The sequence below is a fragment of the Anabaena sp. 54 genome (assembly GCF_017355725.1).
In the GTDB taxonomy this organism is placed as follows: Bacteria; Cyanobacteriota; Cyanobacteriia; order Cyanobacteriales; family Nostocaceae; genus Dolichospermum; species Dolichospermum heterosporum.
Window position 1 is genome coordinate 250,302 of sequence record NZ_JAAVWA010000003.1, and the last position, 15,067, is coordinate 265,368.

Consider the following 15,067-nt stretch of genomic DNA (forward strand, 5'->3'; position numbering starts at 1 on the left):
AGTAAGATTTTTAACTATAATTTTTATTAGTATGGTATAAAAGTTAATATCTTGGTTTTTTATTTGTAGAAAATGACTATTCCTGATTTTCAAGCTATTATGCTGCCTTTATTGCAATATGCAAGTGATGGTAAGGAACATTCTTTAAGAGAGGCTATTACATATTTAGCTGATGTTTTTAATTTAAGTGATGAAGAAAAAAAGGGTTTATTACCTAGTGGACAACAAACTGTTTTTGATAATCGTGTAGGTTGGGCTAGAACTCATTTAAAAAAAGCTGTTTTATTGGAATATCCCAAAAGAGGATTTTTTCAAATTACTGATAGAGGTAAGGATTTATTAATTCAAAATCCCACTAAAATCAATATCAAGTTCCTTAATCAATTTCCAGAGCATATAGACTTTCTAAATTCTAAAAAAGATAATGATAAATCAGAACCAGAAATTATAGAAATATCGGAAACTACACCCCAAGAATCTATAGAATTTGGATATCAAAAAATTAGAAAGGAATTAGAGTTAGAGTTACTTAACCGTGTGAAAAGTTGTTCACCTGATTTTTTTGAAAGATTAGTGGTAGATTTACTTGTAAAAATGGGTTATGGTGGTTCAAGACGTGATGCTGGGAGAGCAATTGGTAAAAGTGGTGATGGGGGAATTGATGGGATAATTAAAGAAGATAAATTAGGTTTAGATATTGTTTATATTCAAGCGAAAAGATGGGATAATACTGTTGTTGGTAGACCAGAAATTCAAAAGTTTGTCGGGGCTTTACATGGACAAAGAGCAAGAAAAGGTGTTTTTATCACTACTTCTAGATTTTCCCAAGAAGCTAGAGAATATGTATCTATTATAGATAGTAAAATAGTGTTAATAGATGGACAAGAATTAGCCCAATTAATGATTGATAATCATGTGGGTGTTTCCACAGTTTCTATTTATGAGATTAAAAAAATAGATTCCGATTATTTTACAGATGAGTAATTATTAAACCAGGGTTATTTCATTCTAAACATAATTCGCCCTGAACTGAAGTAGCCTACGGAAACGCTACGCGAACAGGGCTAATAAATAAATTCCGTCAAAACGGACTATAAACTGCTAAATAAGAATGAAATAGCCCTGATTGCTTGGATCTATTGCTGAATCTGGCCGGCAATTTTTTTTACCAATCACTAATACTATTCTCATCCCAAACCTGCAATTTCAATTCTTGCAAATAATTTAACCCATTTTGAATTTGTGTTTCTGTTCCTTGTAAATCTAAGTCAAACCAACCATCACCTACAGCATTTTGTCCGAGAATTGCAGCTTTGATATTTACTGTTAAGCCGTATTCGGAAACTAGGCGAGAAATAACAGGTTCTTGATGATGATCTTGAGTGATTCTGATGCGAATTCGCTTGTTTATCAGGGTATTTTCACTGCTCATAACAACTCCTAAGATGTAATTTTATATCTGTCTAAAAATTACCCATTACCTATTACCCATTATTCAACTTCTTTAATCTGGGTTTTGCGTTCTAGAATTTCCTTGAGTATCAAGGTGATTACGGCTAGAAATGCTAACAATACAGCCGCAGAAAAAGCAGCTTCAGTTTCATATTGTTTGTAAGCATCTTCCACGAATAAGGGTAAACTCTGGGTTGTATTAGCAATGTTACCAGATACGACAGAAACTGCGCCAAATTCACCCATTGCTCTGGCATTTGTTAAGATTAAACCGTAGAGTAACCCCCAGCGAATACTCGGTAAAGTTACTCGCCAGAAAGTTTGCCAATCGTTTGCACCTAATGTTCTGGCGGCTTCTTCTTGATCTTTGCCAAATTCTTCTAAGATAGGAATTACTTCTCTGGCGACAAAAGGCATACTCACAAAGGCGGTAGCCATTACCATTCCTGGAAAAGCAAAGATAATTTGGATATTATGTGCTTGTAGCCAAGGACCAAACCAGCCCTGTCTGCCGTATAGTAGGACTATCATTAACCCGGCGACGACTGGGGAGATGGAAAAGGGTAAATCAATGATACTGAGAACTATAGCGCGTCCAGGGAATTTATGTCGAGCGATCGCCCAAGCCGCGCATAATCCAAATACTGCATTTACAGGGATGGAAATCGCAGCCAGTAATAGAGTTAACCAAGCTGCATGGAGAAATTCCGGTTTTGCCAGGTTGGATAAAAATGGTCCAGTTCCCTTTTTGAAAGCTTCAAAAAAAACATTAATAGCTGGAATATATTGAACCAGAAATAGGTAGGCGATCGCAATCCCAATTAAAACCGCCGGCACCCAACTTTGTTTTTTTTGTCTTTTAACTTTATCTATTGTCATATCTTCTCGCCCAAGCTTGTAAGAAATTAATTGCTAACAACATCACCAAAGAAATTCCTAATAAAACCACGCCAATTACAGTTGCACCGGAATAGTCATATTGTTCCAACCGTTGGAAAATTAACACAGGTGCAATCAAATCTTTATATGGTGTATTAGAAGAAATAATTACTGTTGAACCATACTCTCCCACAGCACGAGAAAAACCCAAAGCCACACCAGTTAAAATTGTCGGAAATAAAGGCGGTAAAATCACTTTCCAAAAAGTTTGCCATTCGGAAGCACCCAAACTCCAAGCAGCCTCTTCAATTTCCGATTCCATTTCTTGCAGTACCGGTTGGACAGTTCTCACCACAAAAGGTAAAGATATAAATATCATTGCTACCCCAACTCCCAACCGAGTAAAGGATACCTTAATCCCCATTGGTGCTAACAATGAACCCAGCCAACCATTATCACTATAAACTGTTGCCAGTGTTAAACCTGCTACTGATGTTGGCAAAGCAAATGGTAAATCTACAGTCGCATCAATAATCCGTTTCAAAGGAAAATCGTAACGCACCAATACCCAAGCAATCAAAGTTCCAAACACACCATTCAGCAAAGCTGCAAATAAAGACGTAACAAAGGTAACGTTATAAGTCGCCAATGCTAAATCATTAGTCGCAATTTCCCAAAACTTCTCTGGAGATTCTGTACTAGCCTTGAGAAACATGGCCATAATCGGAATAAATAACATGAAAGTTAGATATCCTAAAGTAATCCGCCAGGTCCAAGGAAGATGAAGCAAATTATCTAGAAACACCTTCCAAATTGGAGGTTTAATGTTAGTTTGTACAAGAGAAGATACAGCCATAATTTAATCAGTTGTTAGTTGTTTTTTAGAAAATTCAGGGGCTTGTCAATTACCGCTTATTTTTAGCTTGAATTTGGTCAAAAATTGCCCCTTCAGCAAAGAACTTTTTCTGAACAGCATCCCAACCGCCTAATTCTTGAACTGTACCTAAAGTTTTGATTTGGGGATATTTGTCAGCAAACTCTTTACTCTTAGCTACTGTTTCATCAACAGGGCGAAATCCTACTTTCGCAAATTCCTGTTGCGCTTCTGGAGTGAATAAGTATTTAACAAAAGCTTCCGCCACCTCCCGATTACCATGTTTATCAACATTTTTATCAACAACAGCAATAGGATTATCAATTGAGATATTCACATCAGGAAGAATATAATTGGTTTTTTCACCCTTGTCTTTGGCCAAAACAATTTCATTTTCATAATTGATCAAAGCATCACCTTGGCCTTGTTTAAAAAATGCGTCTGTAGCTTCACGAGCATCTTTAGTTAATACAGGGACATTTTTATAAACCTTAGTCACAAACTCAATGGCTTTTGTTTCATCTCCACCAGTTTTAATGACCGAATTCCAAAGTGCGAGAAAATTCCACCGCGCTACCCCAGAAGTTTTGGGATCTGCGGTAATTAGTTTAACATTATCTTTCGCTAAATCAGCCCAATTCTTAATACCTTTAGGGTTGCCTTCACGAGTTACTAAAGCAGCGACAGATTTAGAAACAATAGCATTATTAGGAAATTTTTTCTCCCACCCAGCTTGAATTAATCCCGCCTTCTCAATTTTTTGCGTATCTAAAGCTAGTGCTAGGTGAACAACATCCGCTTCTAAACCATCAACTACAGCACGAGTTTGTGAACCAGACCCGCCATAGCTTTGTTTGAAAACTACAGTTTGGTTATGTTCCTTTTGCCATTTTTCCACAAATTTGGGAATAATGGCAGCGTGAGCAGCTTTAGTGACAGCAAAAGATACAAGGGTTAGTTCTACATTCTGGCTTTTAGCCGTATCATTACTGATGTTTGTCCCAGAACAAGCAGCAAGAGATACACTCAATACCGTTCCTACTAAAACAAGTGAGACAAAGCCTTTGAGAGAATTGGGGCTAAACCTCAGTTGTAATATTTTCCGTAATTGTTGCCACAAATTCATTATTTTTCCTCCTGTAAAACTACGGATAACTAATTTCTTAGCTTGCAATTATGCTTCAGCGCACAAGTACATAATTGTCAATGCCATTTCAATACCTTGTCCATTTTTTGTAGGTCGGGTTAAGCGACAGCGCAACCCGACGCATTTGTTGGGTTATGGCTATGGCTCCTACGTCGCCACGCAAGCTATCGCCACACTATGGCTAACGCCTCCCGTCAGGGATACGTGAACGTACCTCAATCCAACCTACAAATCAAGACTTTTTTCGATTTGGACAAGGTATTGCCATTTAAAACAGCATATTGACGATAGGGAATATGGTGATTTTACCAGTTTCAGGACAAATTACAACGCCTCTAATAAAGAAGTATCAATTTTCAATTGTATTTATAGAGGTTGCAAAATATAAATACTTACTTAAATAGTTATTTATAATACATAAATTCCAATTAAAAAAATACCCAAAAATTTCTTGTGGTGCGGGACGAAAAGCCCGCTAATCATCAAGGACGGGCAGGATGCCCATCCCACAAAATTGGGTAATTAATTTTTTGGTGTTCCCTAATTATTCTGACAGCGGTTTTTCCCTCTTATGAGGTACATATTAGCCCCCTCATCGCTGGCGGGGGTGGGGTTTTTGTGCCTCATAACATCGGGAAGTGCTGTAAGTCGCGGTGAAGATAAAATTTTTTAGGGATGCAGGATTTTATAGACCGTGACTTTAATGTATCATAAGTCAATGCCTTCGCTGAATTGAAACCAGCTTTGATTTTTTTTGGATTTAATGATGAATTTTGCTCTTTCTTATTAATAAAATAGTTGTCAAAAATCAGGCAAATTTTAGGGGTAATCCATCCTGAAATATTAGGAGTTCGCCCGGTTGAATTTGTGTCCAAACTTCGTTATCGGTTAGGGGTGTGGTAACAATGACAGCAACGCGATCGCTTGGTGTAGTCAATTCGCTAAAATCTACAGTCATTTCTTCATCAATTAAATGCGCCGCAGCAAAGGGTGCTTGTCTAATAATGTAGCAAAGTTTGGTTGAGCAATAGGTGAAAAAATGCTGACCATTTGATAATATATAATTAAAAGATCCAAGAATTGCGATCTCTTTAGTGATTTTATGTAATGTCTGGTAGAGTTCCTTTAATGGTGGTTGTCCTTGGGGAAAATGCGATCGCAAAGTATTAAGAATTAGGCAAAATGCTTTTTCGCTGTCGGTAGCGCCCACAGGTTGAAAAGTCCCGTGATTTTCTGGGTTAAAATCTGGTAAATTACCATTGTGAGCAAATACCCAATATCTACCCCAAAGTTCCCGACGGAAAGGATGACAGTTTTCTAAGGCTATTTTACCTTGAGTGGCTTTGCGGATATGAGCTATCACATGAGTAGAATGAATGGGGTACTGACGGATAAAATCGGCAATTGGTGACGCGATAGAAGCTTCAGCGTCTAAAAAAATCCGACAGCCTTTATCTTCAAAAAAGGCAATTCCCCAACCATCACTATGTTCATCTGTTTTTCCTCCTCTGGCAGAAAAACCTTCAAAGGAAAAGCAAATGTCTGTGGGTACGTTGCAGTTCATTCCTAACAGTTGGCACATTAGTTTTGTCGTTGTAAAGATCAACTCCAGGGTAACTGATTAATTGTGATGGGATAGGTGCAATTTGTACATTTAATTAGCAAATATATGAGGCGTTGGTGAATTGGGGTATGAAAGTCGAAAATTCCATCTCTCAAACTCTTACTCTCTGCGCCTGGAGCATCTCTGCGTGTTCGCGCAGCGTGCCGTAGCATAATAAAATCATACTTTTACTCAGCAACACCATATATGAATATACCTCCTGCATAAACGCCGATAATCCGATAGAGATACCGTATATTTAAATTTATTTTAGAATTATCACATATTCTTTTCAAGGGAGCAAGATGTTTTGAGGTGATTTTCATCAATTTCTCATCAGAGAATTTATCAATATTGTGGAGTTGTTTGGCTAAGGAAGAGAAAAATAGCAAATAATAGATTATGGACAAACGCAATTTCTTACAAATCAGTACCCTATTAGTCGGTACAGCCTTTTTTTCCCATTATATCAATTGGAGTTCAGAATCTATGGCACTTTCTAACACAGAGTTTGCAGTGACAAAAACAGAGGAAGAGTGGAAGAGTATCCTCACACCAGAACAGTTTCGGGTATTGCGGAAACATGGTACAGAACCCTCCCATACCAGTCCCCTCGATAAGCAATATGAACCTGGTACTTATGTCTGCGCTGGGTGTGGACAGGCTTTGTTTACTGCTGATACTAAGTTTAATAGTGGTACTGGCTGGCCAAGCTTTTTTAAACCCATAGAGGGGGCGATCGCTACTACTACAGATAGAGCATTTTTCATGACCCGAACTGAAGTCCATTGTAGTAATTGTGGTGGACATTTAGGCCATGTTTTTAATGATGGACCCAAACCAACTGGTCTCCGTTACTGTATGAACGGTGTATCTTTGCAGTTTACACCTGCGTAGATCACTAATACGGTTCACTTTTTAAACTCTCTCAAGGGGTGCAAACCCCTTGTTTTATTCTGTCAAAAGCAGGAAATTGGAATATAGCAGGTAGAGTTTAGATAAAATTGTCGAAAACAAGGATAAGGATTAGATAATGCAAGTTCTCAAAAGATCCATCAAACCAGAAAGTTATATATCGTTTCTCCACATTTACCAAACTACTTGGGGAACTGCTGGTGATATTTGTTTAGTTCGGGAATCTGTAGCTGAATCTAGTGCATCTAAGTTTGTGGGTCGCAGAATTAAATTAGCTCTCCCTAAAGGTATGGAACGTGATTACTTAGTGAATATTCCCATCATTAAAATTGCAGGTTACGTAGGTGAAGGGCATCCTAAAGATCCACAGTCTGAATGGGAAGCCTATGATGGTATAGATCCAGAAATAGCGATCGCAGTTTTGAAAATTTGGGGCTTTAAGTTAATTGAGTTATAGAAGATTTCACTTAAGGTACATCTTCATAGAATAGGCAAAAAACTCCTATTTACAAAAACCATGAGCAACAGCACAAAAAATTAAGAGTGCGTCAAGAATTATCTTCCTAACGCACCCTATAAATTAAAAATTTTTGGGTAAACTTACAGCGATTTCCAATCATATAAGGTACATCCTAGCCCCTCATCGCACCCCTCTCAATCCCCCCGCTGCGGGGGGAAGAAAAGGATAAGCTTTTGATACTGGAGGGGGTTGGGGTTTACAAATCGCCCAAAAGCCTATACGGTCTTCGTTTTGACTTTTGACTTTTGACTTTTGACTTCCGCGAAGCGGCGTTAGCGTTTGCCACGGTAAGGAACAGCATTCAGGTAATCAATATCAAAAGAAGATAGCTTTTGAGCATAGTTACCTTTACCAGATACAGAAGCCGCCATAGCTTCAAAGTTGCCGGGATCACCTGCTTTCAGACGCTTGGCTTTAGCTTTAGCAGTATAGAAATTCTCCAAAGTAAAGCGCCAGTCGGTTTTGACTGTACCGGCTGTTTCTTGGAAGTCCGCACCGTAACGAGGAGTTACCAAGTTAAAAGGACGATCTACAAACCGCTTGCGTTGGTAAGGTACGGTATTATCACCAAAGTTTTGGGTATACTCTTCGCTATCTAATAAAGCATCAACGAAACCGCCAAAGCCCTTGTTACAAATAACAATTGACCAAGCAATTTCTTCCTTTTTATTGTAAGCACAACGACCCAATAAGCGTTTGAGGGTGATGTCTACTAAACGGTAGTTGTTGTTAACAGAAACAACCAAACGATAGAAAGCTTCAGATTTAGCTAAACCGCGAATAAAATCACGAACTGACAAAGAACCGTTTTTGAGTTGAGATTCTAAAGTCCCTTGACGGTTAAACTTGAGAATTTCATGTTCACTGAAAACTTGGCGATAAGCAGCCCAAATGATGTTTGTCATGTCAGTGTAAGAACTAACATCTTCAATGCGATAGATATAAGGTGTATCTTCATTTTGGTCAGCAACGCCAAAGCTGGCCACCCGGTGATTTTGACTACTTGGATTGTATTGAAGTAATGGCAATGCCATATTATTTTTCTCCTTTTATTATCAAATTAAACAAAGATAATGAATCAGGGAACAGGGAACAGGGAACAGGGAATATTTTTACCCTATTCCCGGTAAGTTTTGGGTCAGGTCTAAATCCCCTGTATTATTCCTTGTTTCCTCTCAATCTTATTTTCCCCTCAAAAGGCTAGTAGATATCACTAATTCCTAACCAATTGAGAATCAACAAGAAAGTAATGCCTGCGGTTATTACCAGTAATACAGCAGACAATGCCCCCAAATCAACATTTTGCCCAGAGCCTGGGTAGAAACCTCCACGCCATTGACGAATATACGGCCATTTTTGGACAATACCTGCCCGGTCACGATAATCAGCACCATAGCGGGGAGTAAAGCTGATTGGTCGGTCTGTGGTCATTCGTTTGCGTTGATAGGGTACGGTATACTCACCAAAGGCTTGTTCATACTCGCTACTATCAATCAGAATATCTACAAATTTTCCCCAACCTAAAGTAGCAATTTGAATTGACCAAGCAATTTTTTCTTGCTCATTATAGGGAGAACGACCCAAAATTCTTTTTAGAACCATTTCTACCAACCGATAGTTGTTATTAGGTGTTACAACTAGCTGATAAAATCGCTCTGATTTCACCAAACCACGAATGAAGTCTTTAACCGTAATTGACCTATTTTTGAGTTGGGTTTCTAGGGTAATTTGACGGTTAAATTTGAGAATCTCCTGTTCGTTGAAGATTTGGCGATAAGCAGCCCAAATTAGTTGTTCAAGTTCGCCGGAAGAATTAGCATTTTCAATTCGGTAGATATAAGGATTGTCTTCGTTAATATCTGCCGTACCGAAGCTGTTCACTCTTTGGTTTTGAGTTGTAGGTTTGTATTTAAGTAAAGGAATTGCCATTTTAAAGAACCTGCCTTTTGGTAAAGTTGGCATCTTAAAATGTCGTAATACTTAGCGAAATAACTAAAATTAAAATCCTGAAAAAAATGCAAACTTTGTCACTTTTATCACCGAAATTTCCCAGCTAGTTAAAAAACTATTTAGCGCAGGGGAAAACTAGCACTAGGACTAATAGAAACAGGAATACCTGTTGATTTGGTTTCTCTGGTAGTGTTAGGAATTTGGATGTTGGCAGTGCTAACTGGTGTGTGAGGCACTGTTTTAATCTTAATGGAATTTGCCATATCCAAAAAGTTTTTGATGTCGCCCCATTTGTAACGAGCATCCTCGATTTGGTCGCGCCAGTAGTCGCTGTATCGTGGTGTTACTAAATTAAAGGGTCTATCTTTATAACGTCGTCTTTGGTAGGGAACGATATTTTCCCCAAAGTTGTTTTGATATTCTTCAGAATCTAGTAAAGCATCCACAAAACCGCCCCAACCTTTGGTAGCAATCACAATTGACCAAGCGATTTCTTCTTCTTTGTTATAAGGTGCGCGACCCAATAACCGTTTTAGTCCAATTTCTACTAATCTGTAGTTGGAGTTACTCTGAATTACCAAATTTTGGAAAGCTTCAGATTTTGCTAAACCCCGGATAAAATCGCGGACGGTAATGGCTTTGTTTTTGACTTGGGATTCTAAGTGAACTTGGCGGTAAAATTTGAGAATTACGTGTTCGCTAAAAAGTTGCCGATAAGCCGCCCAAATTAGTTCTTCTACTTCTCCACCAAAGCCGTAGTCTTCGATGCGGTAAATTTTGGGTGTATCTTCGTTGGGAACTTCATAACCAGAAACACGCTGGTTTTGAGAACTGGGTTTGTATTCTAGTAAAGGTATTGTCATGTTTGTTAGTTGTTAGGGAACAGGGAACAGGGAACAGGGAACAGGGAACAGGGAACAGGGAACAGGGAATAAGTATTTTCGGCGTTGCTGAATTGAGGTATGAAATTGAAAAATCAAAAAAATGAAACTCTTACTCTCTGCGACTGGAGCGCCTCTGCGTGTTCGCGCAGCGTGCCGTAGGCATAATAAAATCATACTCTTAATCAGCAACGCCGTATTTTCCAATTACCAATTACCAATTACCAATTACCAATGACTAATTTTTAGCATTAGCAGGGATGTAACGATAAGGTAAGGAAACTGCCACAGGTTTAATGCTGGGTTGTTCTTGGTTATCTCTACTAGTGTCAGGTATTGCGGTGTTACTAACGAAAGATTGGGCTGTCGCCAAACTGCGTTGGTAGTTGCATTCGTTGGTAATAATTGTTCCCGCCATAATGAAGAAGTTGGCGGGAATCGCCCGACGGATATCTGCTGTGGTCAGTTGTCCTGATGTGCGGATACTGTAGTAGGAACGACCAGCCAAACCACGCAGGTTTTGAGTATCGCGCCAGTCAGCACCATAACGGGGGTTAGCTAGGTTAAAGGGGCGTGAGCCAAAGCGACGACGTTGGTAGGGGACAACATCATCACCAAAATTGTCTAAATACTCGTCTGATTCTAATAGAGCATCTATAAAACCGTGTAAACCTTTGGTAGCAATCACAATTGACCAAGCAATTTCTTCGTCTTTGTTGTAAGCAGCCCGACCTAAGAAACGTTTTAAAGTGATGTCAACTAAGCGATAGTTAGAATTTGTATCTGCTACTTGGGTATGGTAAACGTCTGATTTACCTAAACCTCGGATAAAATCACGGAGGGTAATCGCCCGATTTCGCAGTTGTGATTCTAAAGCGGTTTGCTTGTAGCTGGCTAAAATCAAATGTTCGCTGAAAATTTGGCGATATGCAGCCCAGATGATGCTATCAATATCTTGGTCTGAGGTAGCTCTATCTAAGCGATAAGTAGTTGGGGTGTCTTCGTTGGCAACTTCATAACCTTCTACTCGCTGGTTTTGCGACTTGGGCGCATATTCTAGTAGTGGTATTGACATCTTTACTTTTACCTTGTTATATGGTACTTTAATGAGTTTACTGAGCCAAGGCTAACTGAACGCGAGCGCGGACGGCTTTTTCAATATCCTTAGTCAGCATTAATTGAAATTTAGCCGAAATAAGTAATTGCACTCTATCTACTTTTGCTAAAGCTTGTAACCCAACAATAGCAGCATAACGAATTGACCAATCTGGATCTTCGCAAATCAACAGAAGTGTCTCTAGGGCGCGGTTAATGGCTATTTCAGCTTCAGTAGGTGCTAATTTCTGCCAATGTATGTTTCCTAATCCTTTCGCAGCAGCACGGCGGACACTAGGGGCAAAGTCAGTCAATGCAGTGGAGATGAGAATATCCAAAGCACGGGGATCTGCGATCGCAGCTATTGTGCGAATCGAGTAAGCCCGTGCGCCATAGTTATAATCATCAATTTGGTCTAGCAATTGTGGTACTGCTATTTCTCCCAACTCCGTTAACCCGGCTGCTGCCACTATGGCCGCTGCTGGATTGTTATAACCAAAGACGGCAATTAAGGTAGGAATTGCCAATGGATCTTTGGCTGCTGCCAGATTTTTAACTGCTGTCACCATTTGCTCAGGTGTTTCTGCTACGGTGACAGCCCGAATTAGTTCATCCATTTGATTAGTCGTCAGTGGTCAGTGGTCAGTGGTCAGTGGTCAGTAGTTTTACAACTGACAATTGACAACTGACTACTAACTAAGTAGGTGAACACAATAAAACCAATCTGTGTAAAGAAAAGTAAAATCGCCCAAACCCTCTTCACTCTTGCCTCTTGCCTTTTGCCTCTTGCCATAAGGACGATTTTCAATGCTAACCTACTTATAAGAGTGAATCTATGAGATTCATGATTCGGATAGCTGGTGCGGATATATCAGAAGTATCAGACTGTTCTGGCAGTTGATACTCTAATAATCCTTTTAAAGCAATAAGTTTAAAGCTACTTTCCACTTGTGCAGAGGCGATCGCCTCTGCTGCGGACAAATACCCAATTGCCCCCAAATCCCCCAAGACAACGCGACGCATTTTCAAATCACCTGTTGCCAAAGTCTTCACTAATAACTCACCATAAATAGAGTCTTGTGTCAGTTGGTACATGGCTCTGGCGGCGGAGCATTGCAATCGAGGAACGGAATGCTGGAGAAAAGGCTGCACAAGGGAAATAGCCTCAGTTGCACCCATAGCTCCTAAGGCTTCTAATACTGCTGTATAGGGTTGGGCAAGGTGGGGAAAACCAGGTACTTGTACGGCTTGGTCAACTCCCCCATCTAGCAGTTTTATCAGTGCTGGTAATGCGGTTTTATCCTGAAGCATAGCTAAAGATTGGGCTGCTGCTTCGCGGACATAAAAATCACTACACTCTAAACACTTAATCAAACCTGGCACGGCTTTTAAGTTGCCCAATTTACCAAGCGCCCTCGCGGCATTACGCCGTAAGGGATAACCACCCAGTTCGGTTCTGTCAGATTCATCCTCTAACGCACTTATTAGTGCGTCTACGGCTTCTGGCTGACTGACCCGGAACTTACCCAACCACCAAGCAGCATAATAGCGGAGACTTAAATCTGATGATTGCAGGTTAGCGATCGCTATCTCTGGTGTGAGATTTGGTGCATTCTTTACAGAATATGCTTCTCCACTGGTTTCTATCATTGCCAGGGCGTATGTTTATCCTGCTACTGTCAAAGTTTCAATTTTGACGATTCTGCCACCTAAACGGCTGATTCGTTGCATTTCCTCATTCATCCGGCTGTAGGGTACGGTAATAAACACGCTACCACTGCGGCGAATGTCAAATTTATTTTTGTCGCTTTCTTCGTTTTGCTTTAAGCCGACAACTTCGTAACGAAATACGCGGCTTGCAGATGAGGAAACGCTACTAGCGCCAAGTGTGGTTTGACCGAACATTACTTCTATATCTCCTATGATGAGTTTTGTCGGTGAACAGCACCGGATCTTAGGTGGAAATTACGCTGACAATTTTGCCGCCAACTCGATGAATTTGCTGCATTTTGTCTAGGAGGCGCTCGTAAGGTACAATAAATACTGTGCTGCTACGGCGCACGCTGGGGTATCCTGGATTGCGGATGCCTGTAACTTCAACTCGGTAGGTACGATTTGATTCTCCTACGGCATTACCCAAGTTTTGCTTAGGAGCGTTACCCGCAGATACACGGAAACCCCAGTTTTCATTACTGCCAGATGGTCCAACAACTGATGAGGTCTGATTACTAGCTAATTCCCGCGCTAAACGAGATTTAGAACCTTCGACTTGAGCAGTATCGCTGTTTGCATAACCCCGGTATAAACGGAACATCCGAGTAAATCCGGCTGCACTTTGTCCTATTTGAAAATCAAAACCGCGATAGTAGGGAACAACACTTTCCCCAAAGCTATTTTGATATTCTTCAGAATCAATGTAGGAGTCAATTTCTGCGTCGTAACCTTGGTTAATATATAAGTCTAAGTGGTAAGTTACTTCGGACTCATTGTATGGTGCGCGACCCAACAAATGTTTATAGTTGAGTTCAATTAACCGAGTTTGAAAACTGTTGTAGAAGAATTTAGCTTTGTAGAGTTCTGATTTAGCGATGCTGCGAACAAACTCACGGACGCTCAAGTTGCCATCGCGTAGCAGTGATTCTGCGCTGATTAAGCGATCTGATGCCAATATATAGTCATTTCCTAAGACTTGCCGATAAACGGCACGAATTACTAATTCGACTTCTTCACGGCTGGCGTTGGGGCGCAGTTCAACTCTGCGTGCGTCGCTAAAAGGCTCTGTCCCCAGTCTGGATGCTGCTGTTGTAATTGCCATATTTTTCCCCTTTATTGTGCCGAATTTTGGCTGAATAAAGCTTGGTCAGTTGTCAGTTGTCAGTGGTCAGTGGTCAGTAGGATTTACCTCTTACCTCTTGCCTCTTGCCTCTTGCCTCTTGCCTCTTGCCTCTTGCCTTTTGCCTCTTGCCTTTTGCCTCTTGCCTCTTGCCTCTTGCCTTTTGCCTCTTGACCTGTTTTATCTGTACATAAAACTATGCCCGGAGCTAGATCCAATTGCTAGGTGAACCAGAGTGATCATGTATGGTCTTAACGCCACTCAATTCCCAGTCAGAATGTTTTCTAACTTACGCAGTGACTCCCCATGAACGACTGGTGAACCCCTTTAGGGGTAAATCCATCTAACAATTGTATCCCTCTCCGGGCATGACGCTATCTAGCTAAGAGCGTTGATTGCGTAGTCAATGTAGGTATTAGCTTCGTTAGCAGCTTGACCACTTAGACCATGACTAGCTTTGATGGATTTCAATGCTTCTACATACCAGCTAGGAGACAAGTCAAATGCGGCGTTAACTTCAGCTAAACCGGCAATTAAGAACTCATCCAAAGGACCTGTACCACCAGCAACTAAGCTATAAGTGATGATGCGGAGGTAGTGACCAACGTCACGAGCGCACTTGGATTTACCACGAGCATCAGATGCAAATTGATTGCCTTGTGTAGAGGTGGTGTAAGGGAATTTGCTGTATACAGCGCTGGTAGCACCGTCAATCAATTTTTGAGCGTTAGCTGTTAAACCACGAGCAGCTTCCATGCTGGCAGCGGCACGAACTAGACGACCGTTAACTGCTTGTAATTCGGTGTTGCTTAAAAAGCGTCCTTGGGTATCAGCAGATGCGATTGCTTCGGTAATTGGTGTTTTCATTGGTGAAAATCTCCTAGATAGTTTCTTGCTTTTTTTGTATGGCTAGGCCAT

General features: G+C 40.4%; 17 protein-coding genes. 3 read left to right on the forward strand and 14 right to left on the reverse strand.

Going from position 1 to position 15,067, the window contains the following annotated elements; genetic code table 11:
• Nucleotides 1-72 precede the first annotated feature (72 nt).
• A complete protein-coding gene (locus tag HEQ36_RS05700; protein ID WP_168634872.1) occupies nt 73-984 on the forward strand; it encodes a restriction endonuclease in 912 nt (303 codons plus the stop codon).
• A 181-nt stretch (nt 985-1,165) separates the two neighbouring features.
• On the opposite strand, the gene HEQ36_RS05705 is transcribed toward HEQ36_RS05700, so the two are convergent.
• The 5 genes from HEQ36_RS05705 to HEQ36_RS05725 all read right to left on the reverse strand — a co-directional run bounded on the left by HEQ36_RS05705 (nt 1,166) and on the right by HEQ36_RS05725 (nt 5,934).
• Nucleotides 1,166-1,432 (reverse strand): NIL domain-containing protein, encoded by a 267-nt coding sequence (locus tag HEQ36_RS05705; protein WP_039199230.1) that lies wholly within the window; start codon nt 1,430-1,432, stop codon nt 1,166-1,168.
• 59 nt (nt 1,433-1,491) lie between these two features.
• Complete coding sequence (gene cysW / locus HEQ36_RS05710) at nt 1,492-2,331, reverse strand: sulfate ABC transporter permease subunit CysW (RefSeq protein ID WP_039199228.1); 840 nt, start codon at nt 2,329-2,331, stop codon at nt 1,492-1,494.
• Nucleotides 2,318-3,187 carry a sulfate ABC transporter permease subunit CysT gene (cysT, locus tag HEQ36_RS05715; protein WP_168634873.1) on the reverse strand — a complete coding sequence of 290 codons (870 nt, stop codon included), beginning with the start codon at nt 3,185-3,187 and terminating at the stop codon, nt 2,318-2,320. The genes cysW and cysT overlap by 14 nt, the downstream gene beginning before the upstream one ends.
• Before the next feature lie 49 nt (nt 3,188-3,236).
• Nucleotides 3,237-4,331, reverse strand: coding sequence for a sulfate ABC transporter substrate-binding protein (locus tag HEQ36_RS05720; RefSeq protein ID WP_168465471.1), 1,095 nt, complete (start codon nt 4,329-4,331; stop codon nt 3,237-3,239).
• Nucleotides 4,332-5,160: 829 nt separating this feature from the next.
• A complete protein-coding gene (locus HEQ36_RS05725) occupies nt 5,161-5,934 on the reverse strand; it encodes a class II glutamine amidotransferase (protein ID WP_168634874.1) in 774 nt (257 codons plus the stop codon).
• Between the two features lie 423 nt (nt 5,935-6,357).
• On the opposite strand from HEQ36_RS05725, the gene msrB reads away from it, so the two are divergent.
• Together msrB and HEQ36_RS05735 are read left to right on the forward strand one after the other, a co-directional pair.
• Nucleotides 6,358-6,852 (forward strand): peptide-methionine (R)-S-oxide reductase MsrB, encoded by a 495-nt coding sequence (gene msrB / locus HEQ36_RS05730; protein ID WP_027402208.1) that lies wholly within the window; start codon nt 6,358-6,360, stop codon nt 6,850-6,852.
• Nucleotides 6,853-6,988: 136 nt separating this feature from the next.
• Entirely contained in the window at nt 6,989-7,327 is a 339-nt protein-coding gene (locus HEQ36_RS05735; protein ID WP_039200904.1) for a hypothetical protein, read from the forward strand.
• A 335-nt stretch (nt 7,328-7,662) separates the two neighbouring features.
• On the opposite strand, the gene HEQ36_RS05740 is transcribed toward HEQ36_RS05735, so the two are convergent.
• From HEQ36_RS05740 to cpcA, 9 genes are all read right to left on the reverse strand, one after another.
• The gene (locus HEQ36_RS05740) at nt 7,663-8,424 is read right to left on the reverse strand and encodes a phycobilisome rod-core linker polypeptide (protein WP_027402206.1); all 762 of its coding nucleotides are present in this window, start codon (nt 8,422-8,424) and stop codon (nt 7,663-7,665) included.
• A 166-nt stretch (nt 8,425-8,590) separates the two neighbouring features.
• The gene (locus HEQ36_RS05745) at nt 8,591-9,319 is read right to left on the reverse strand and encodes a phycobilisome rod-core linker polypeptide (protein WP_027402205.1); all 729 of its coding nucleotides are present in this window, start codon (nt 9,317-9,319) and stop codon (nt 8,591-8,593) included.
• Between the two features lie 140 nt (nt 9,320-9,459).
• A complete protein-coding gene (locus HEQ36_RS05750; RefSeq protein WP_168634875.1) occupies nt 9,460-10,203 on the reverse strand; it encodes a phycobilisome rod-core linker polypeptide in 744 nt (247 codons plus the stop codon).
• Nucleotides 10,204-10,459: 256 nt separating this feature from the next.
• Nucleotides 10,460-11,296, reverse strand: a complete 837-nt coding sequence (locus HEQ36_RS05755; protein WP_039200908.1) for a phycobilisome rod-core linker polypeptide — start codon at nt 11,294-11,296, stop codon at nt 10,460-10,462.
• Nucleotides 11,297-11,333: 37 nt separating this feature from the next.
• Nucleotides 11,334-11,933, reverse strand: a complete 600-nt coding sequence (locus HEQ36_RS05760) for a HEAT repeat domain-containing protein (RefSeq protein ID WP_168634876.1) — start codon at nt 11,931-11,933, stop codon at nt 11,334-11,336.
• Nucleotides 11,934-12,135: 202 nt separating this feature from the next.
• On the reverse strand, nt 12,136-12,966 hold the full coding sequence (locus HEQ36_RS05765) for a HEAT repeat domain-containing protein (protein ID WP_168634877.1): 831 nt from the start codon (nt 12,964-12,966) through the stop codon (nt 12,136-12,138).
• Between the two features lie 15 nt (nt 12,967-12,981).
• Nucleotides 12,982-13,221, reverse strand: coding sequence for a phycobilisome linker polypeptide (locus HEQ36_RS05770; protein ID WP_039200912.1), 240 nt, complete (start codon nt 13,219-13,221; stop codon nt 12,982-12,984).
• Between the two features lie 49 nt (nt 13,222-13,270).
• The gene (locus HEQ36_RS05775; protein WP_053538521.1) at nt 13,271-14,131 is read right to left on the reverse strand and encodes a phycobilisome linker polypeptide; all 861 of its coding nucleotides are present in this window, start codon (nt 14,129-14,131) and stop codon (nt 13,271-13,273) included.
• 396 nt (nt 14,132-14,527) lie between these two features.
• A complete protein-coding gene (gene cpcA / locus HEQ36_RS05780; RefSeq protein ID WP_168634878.1) occupies nt 14,528-15,016 on the reverse strand; it encodes a phycocyanin subunit alpha in 489 nt (162 codons plus the stop codon).
• Between the last annotated feature and the right edge of the window lie 51 nt (nt 15,017-15,067).

Bases quoted from the DNA above. Each gene is read 5' to 3' on its own strand.
- HEQ36_RS05720 (WP_168465471.1), bottom strand. From the start codon at position 4,331: ATGAATTTGTGGCAACAATTACGGAAAATATTACAACTGAGGTTTAGC.
- HEQ36_RS05700 (WP_168634872.1), top strand. From the start codon at position 73: ATGACTATTCCTGATTTTCAAGCTATTATGCTGCCTTTATTGCAATAT.
- HEQ36_RS05725 (WP_168634874.1), bottom strand. From the start codon at position 5,934: ATGTGCCAACTGTTAGGAATGAACTGCAACGTACCCACAGACATTTGC.
- HEQ36_RS05705 (WP_039199230.1), bottom strand. From the start codon at position 1,432: ATGAGCAGTGAAAATACCCTGATAAACAAGCGAATTCGCATCAGAATC.
- HEQ36_RS05770 (WP_039200912.1), bottom strand. From the start codon at position 13,221: ATGTTCGGTCAAACCACACTTGGCGCTAGTAGCGTTTCCTCATCTGCA.
- msrB (WP_027402208.1), top strand. From the start codon at position 6,358: ATGGACAAACGCAATTTCTTACAAATCAGTACCCTATTAGTCGGTACA.
- HEQ36_RS05745 (WP_027402205.1), bottom strand. From the start codon at position 9,319: ATGGCAATTCCTTTACTTAAATACAAACCTACAACTCAAAACCAAAGA.
- HEQ36_RS05760 (WP_168634876.1), bottom strand. From the start codon at position 11,933: ATGGATGAACTAATTCGGGCTGTCACCGTAGCAGAAACACCTGAGCAA.
- HEQ36_RS05765 (WP_168634877.1), bottom strand. From the start codon at position 12,966: ATGATAGAAACCAGTGGAGAAGCATATTCTGTAAAGAATGCACCAAAT.
- cysT (WP_168634873.1), bottom strand. From the start codon at position 3,187: ATGGCTGTATCTTCTCTTGTACAAACTAACATTAAACCTCCAATTTGG.
- HEQ36_RS05755 (WP_039200908.1), bottom strand. From the start codon at position 11,296: ATGTCAATACCACTACTAGAATATGCGCCCAAGTCGCAAAACCAGCGA.
- HEQ36_RS05740 (WP_027402206.1), bottom strand. From the start codon at position 8,424: ATGGCATTGCCATTACTTCAATACAATCCAAGTAGTCAAAATCACCGG.
- cpcA (WP_168634878.1), bottom strand. From the start codon at position 15,016: ATGAAAACACCAATTACCGAAGCAATCGCATCTGCTGATACCCAAGGA.
- HEQ36_RS05750 (WP_168634875.1), bottom strand. From the start codon at position 10,203: ATGACAATACCTTTACTAGAATACAAACCCAGTTCTCAAAACCAGCGT.
- HEQ36_RS05775 (WP_053538521.1), bottom strand. From the start codon at position 14,131: ATGGCAATTACAACAGCAGCATCCAGACTGGGGACAGAGCCTTTTAGC.
- HEQ36_RS05735 (WP_039200904.1), top strand. From the start codon at position 6,989: ATGCAAGTTCTCAAAAGATCCATCAAACCAGAAAGTTATATATCGTTT.
- cysW (WP_039199228.1), bottom strand. From the start codon at position 2,331: ATGACAATAGATAAAGTTAAAAGACAAAAAAAACAAAGTTGGGTGCCG.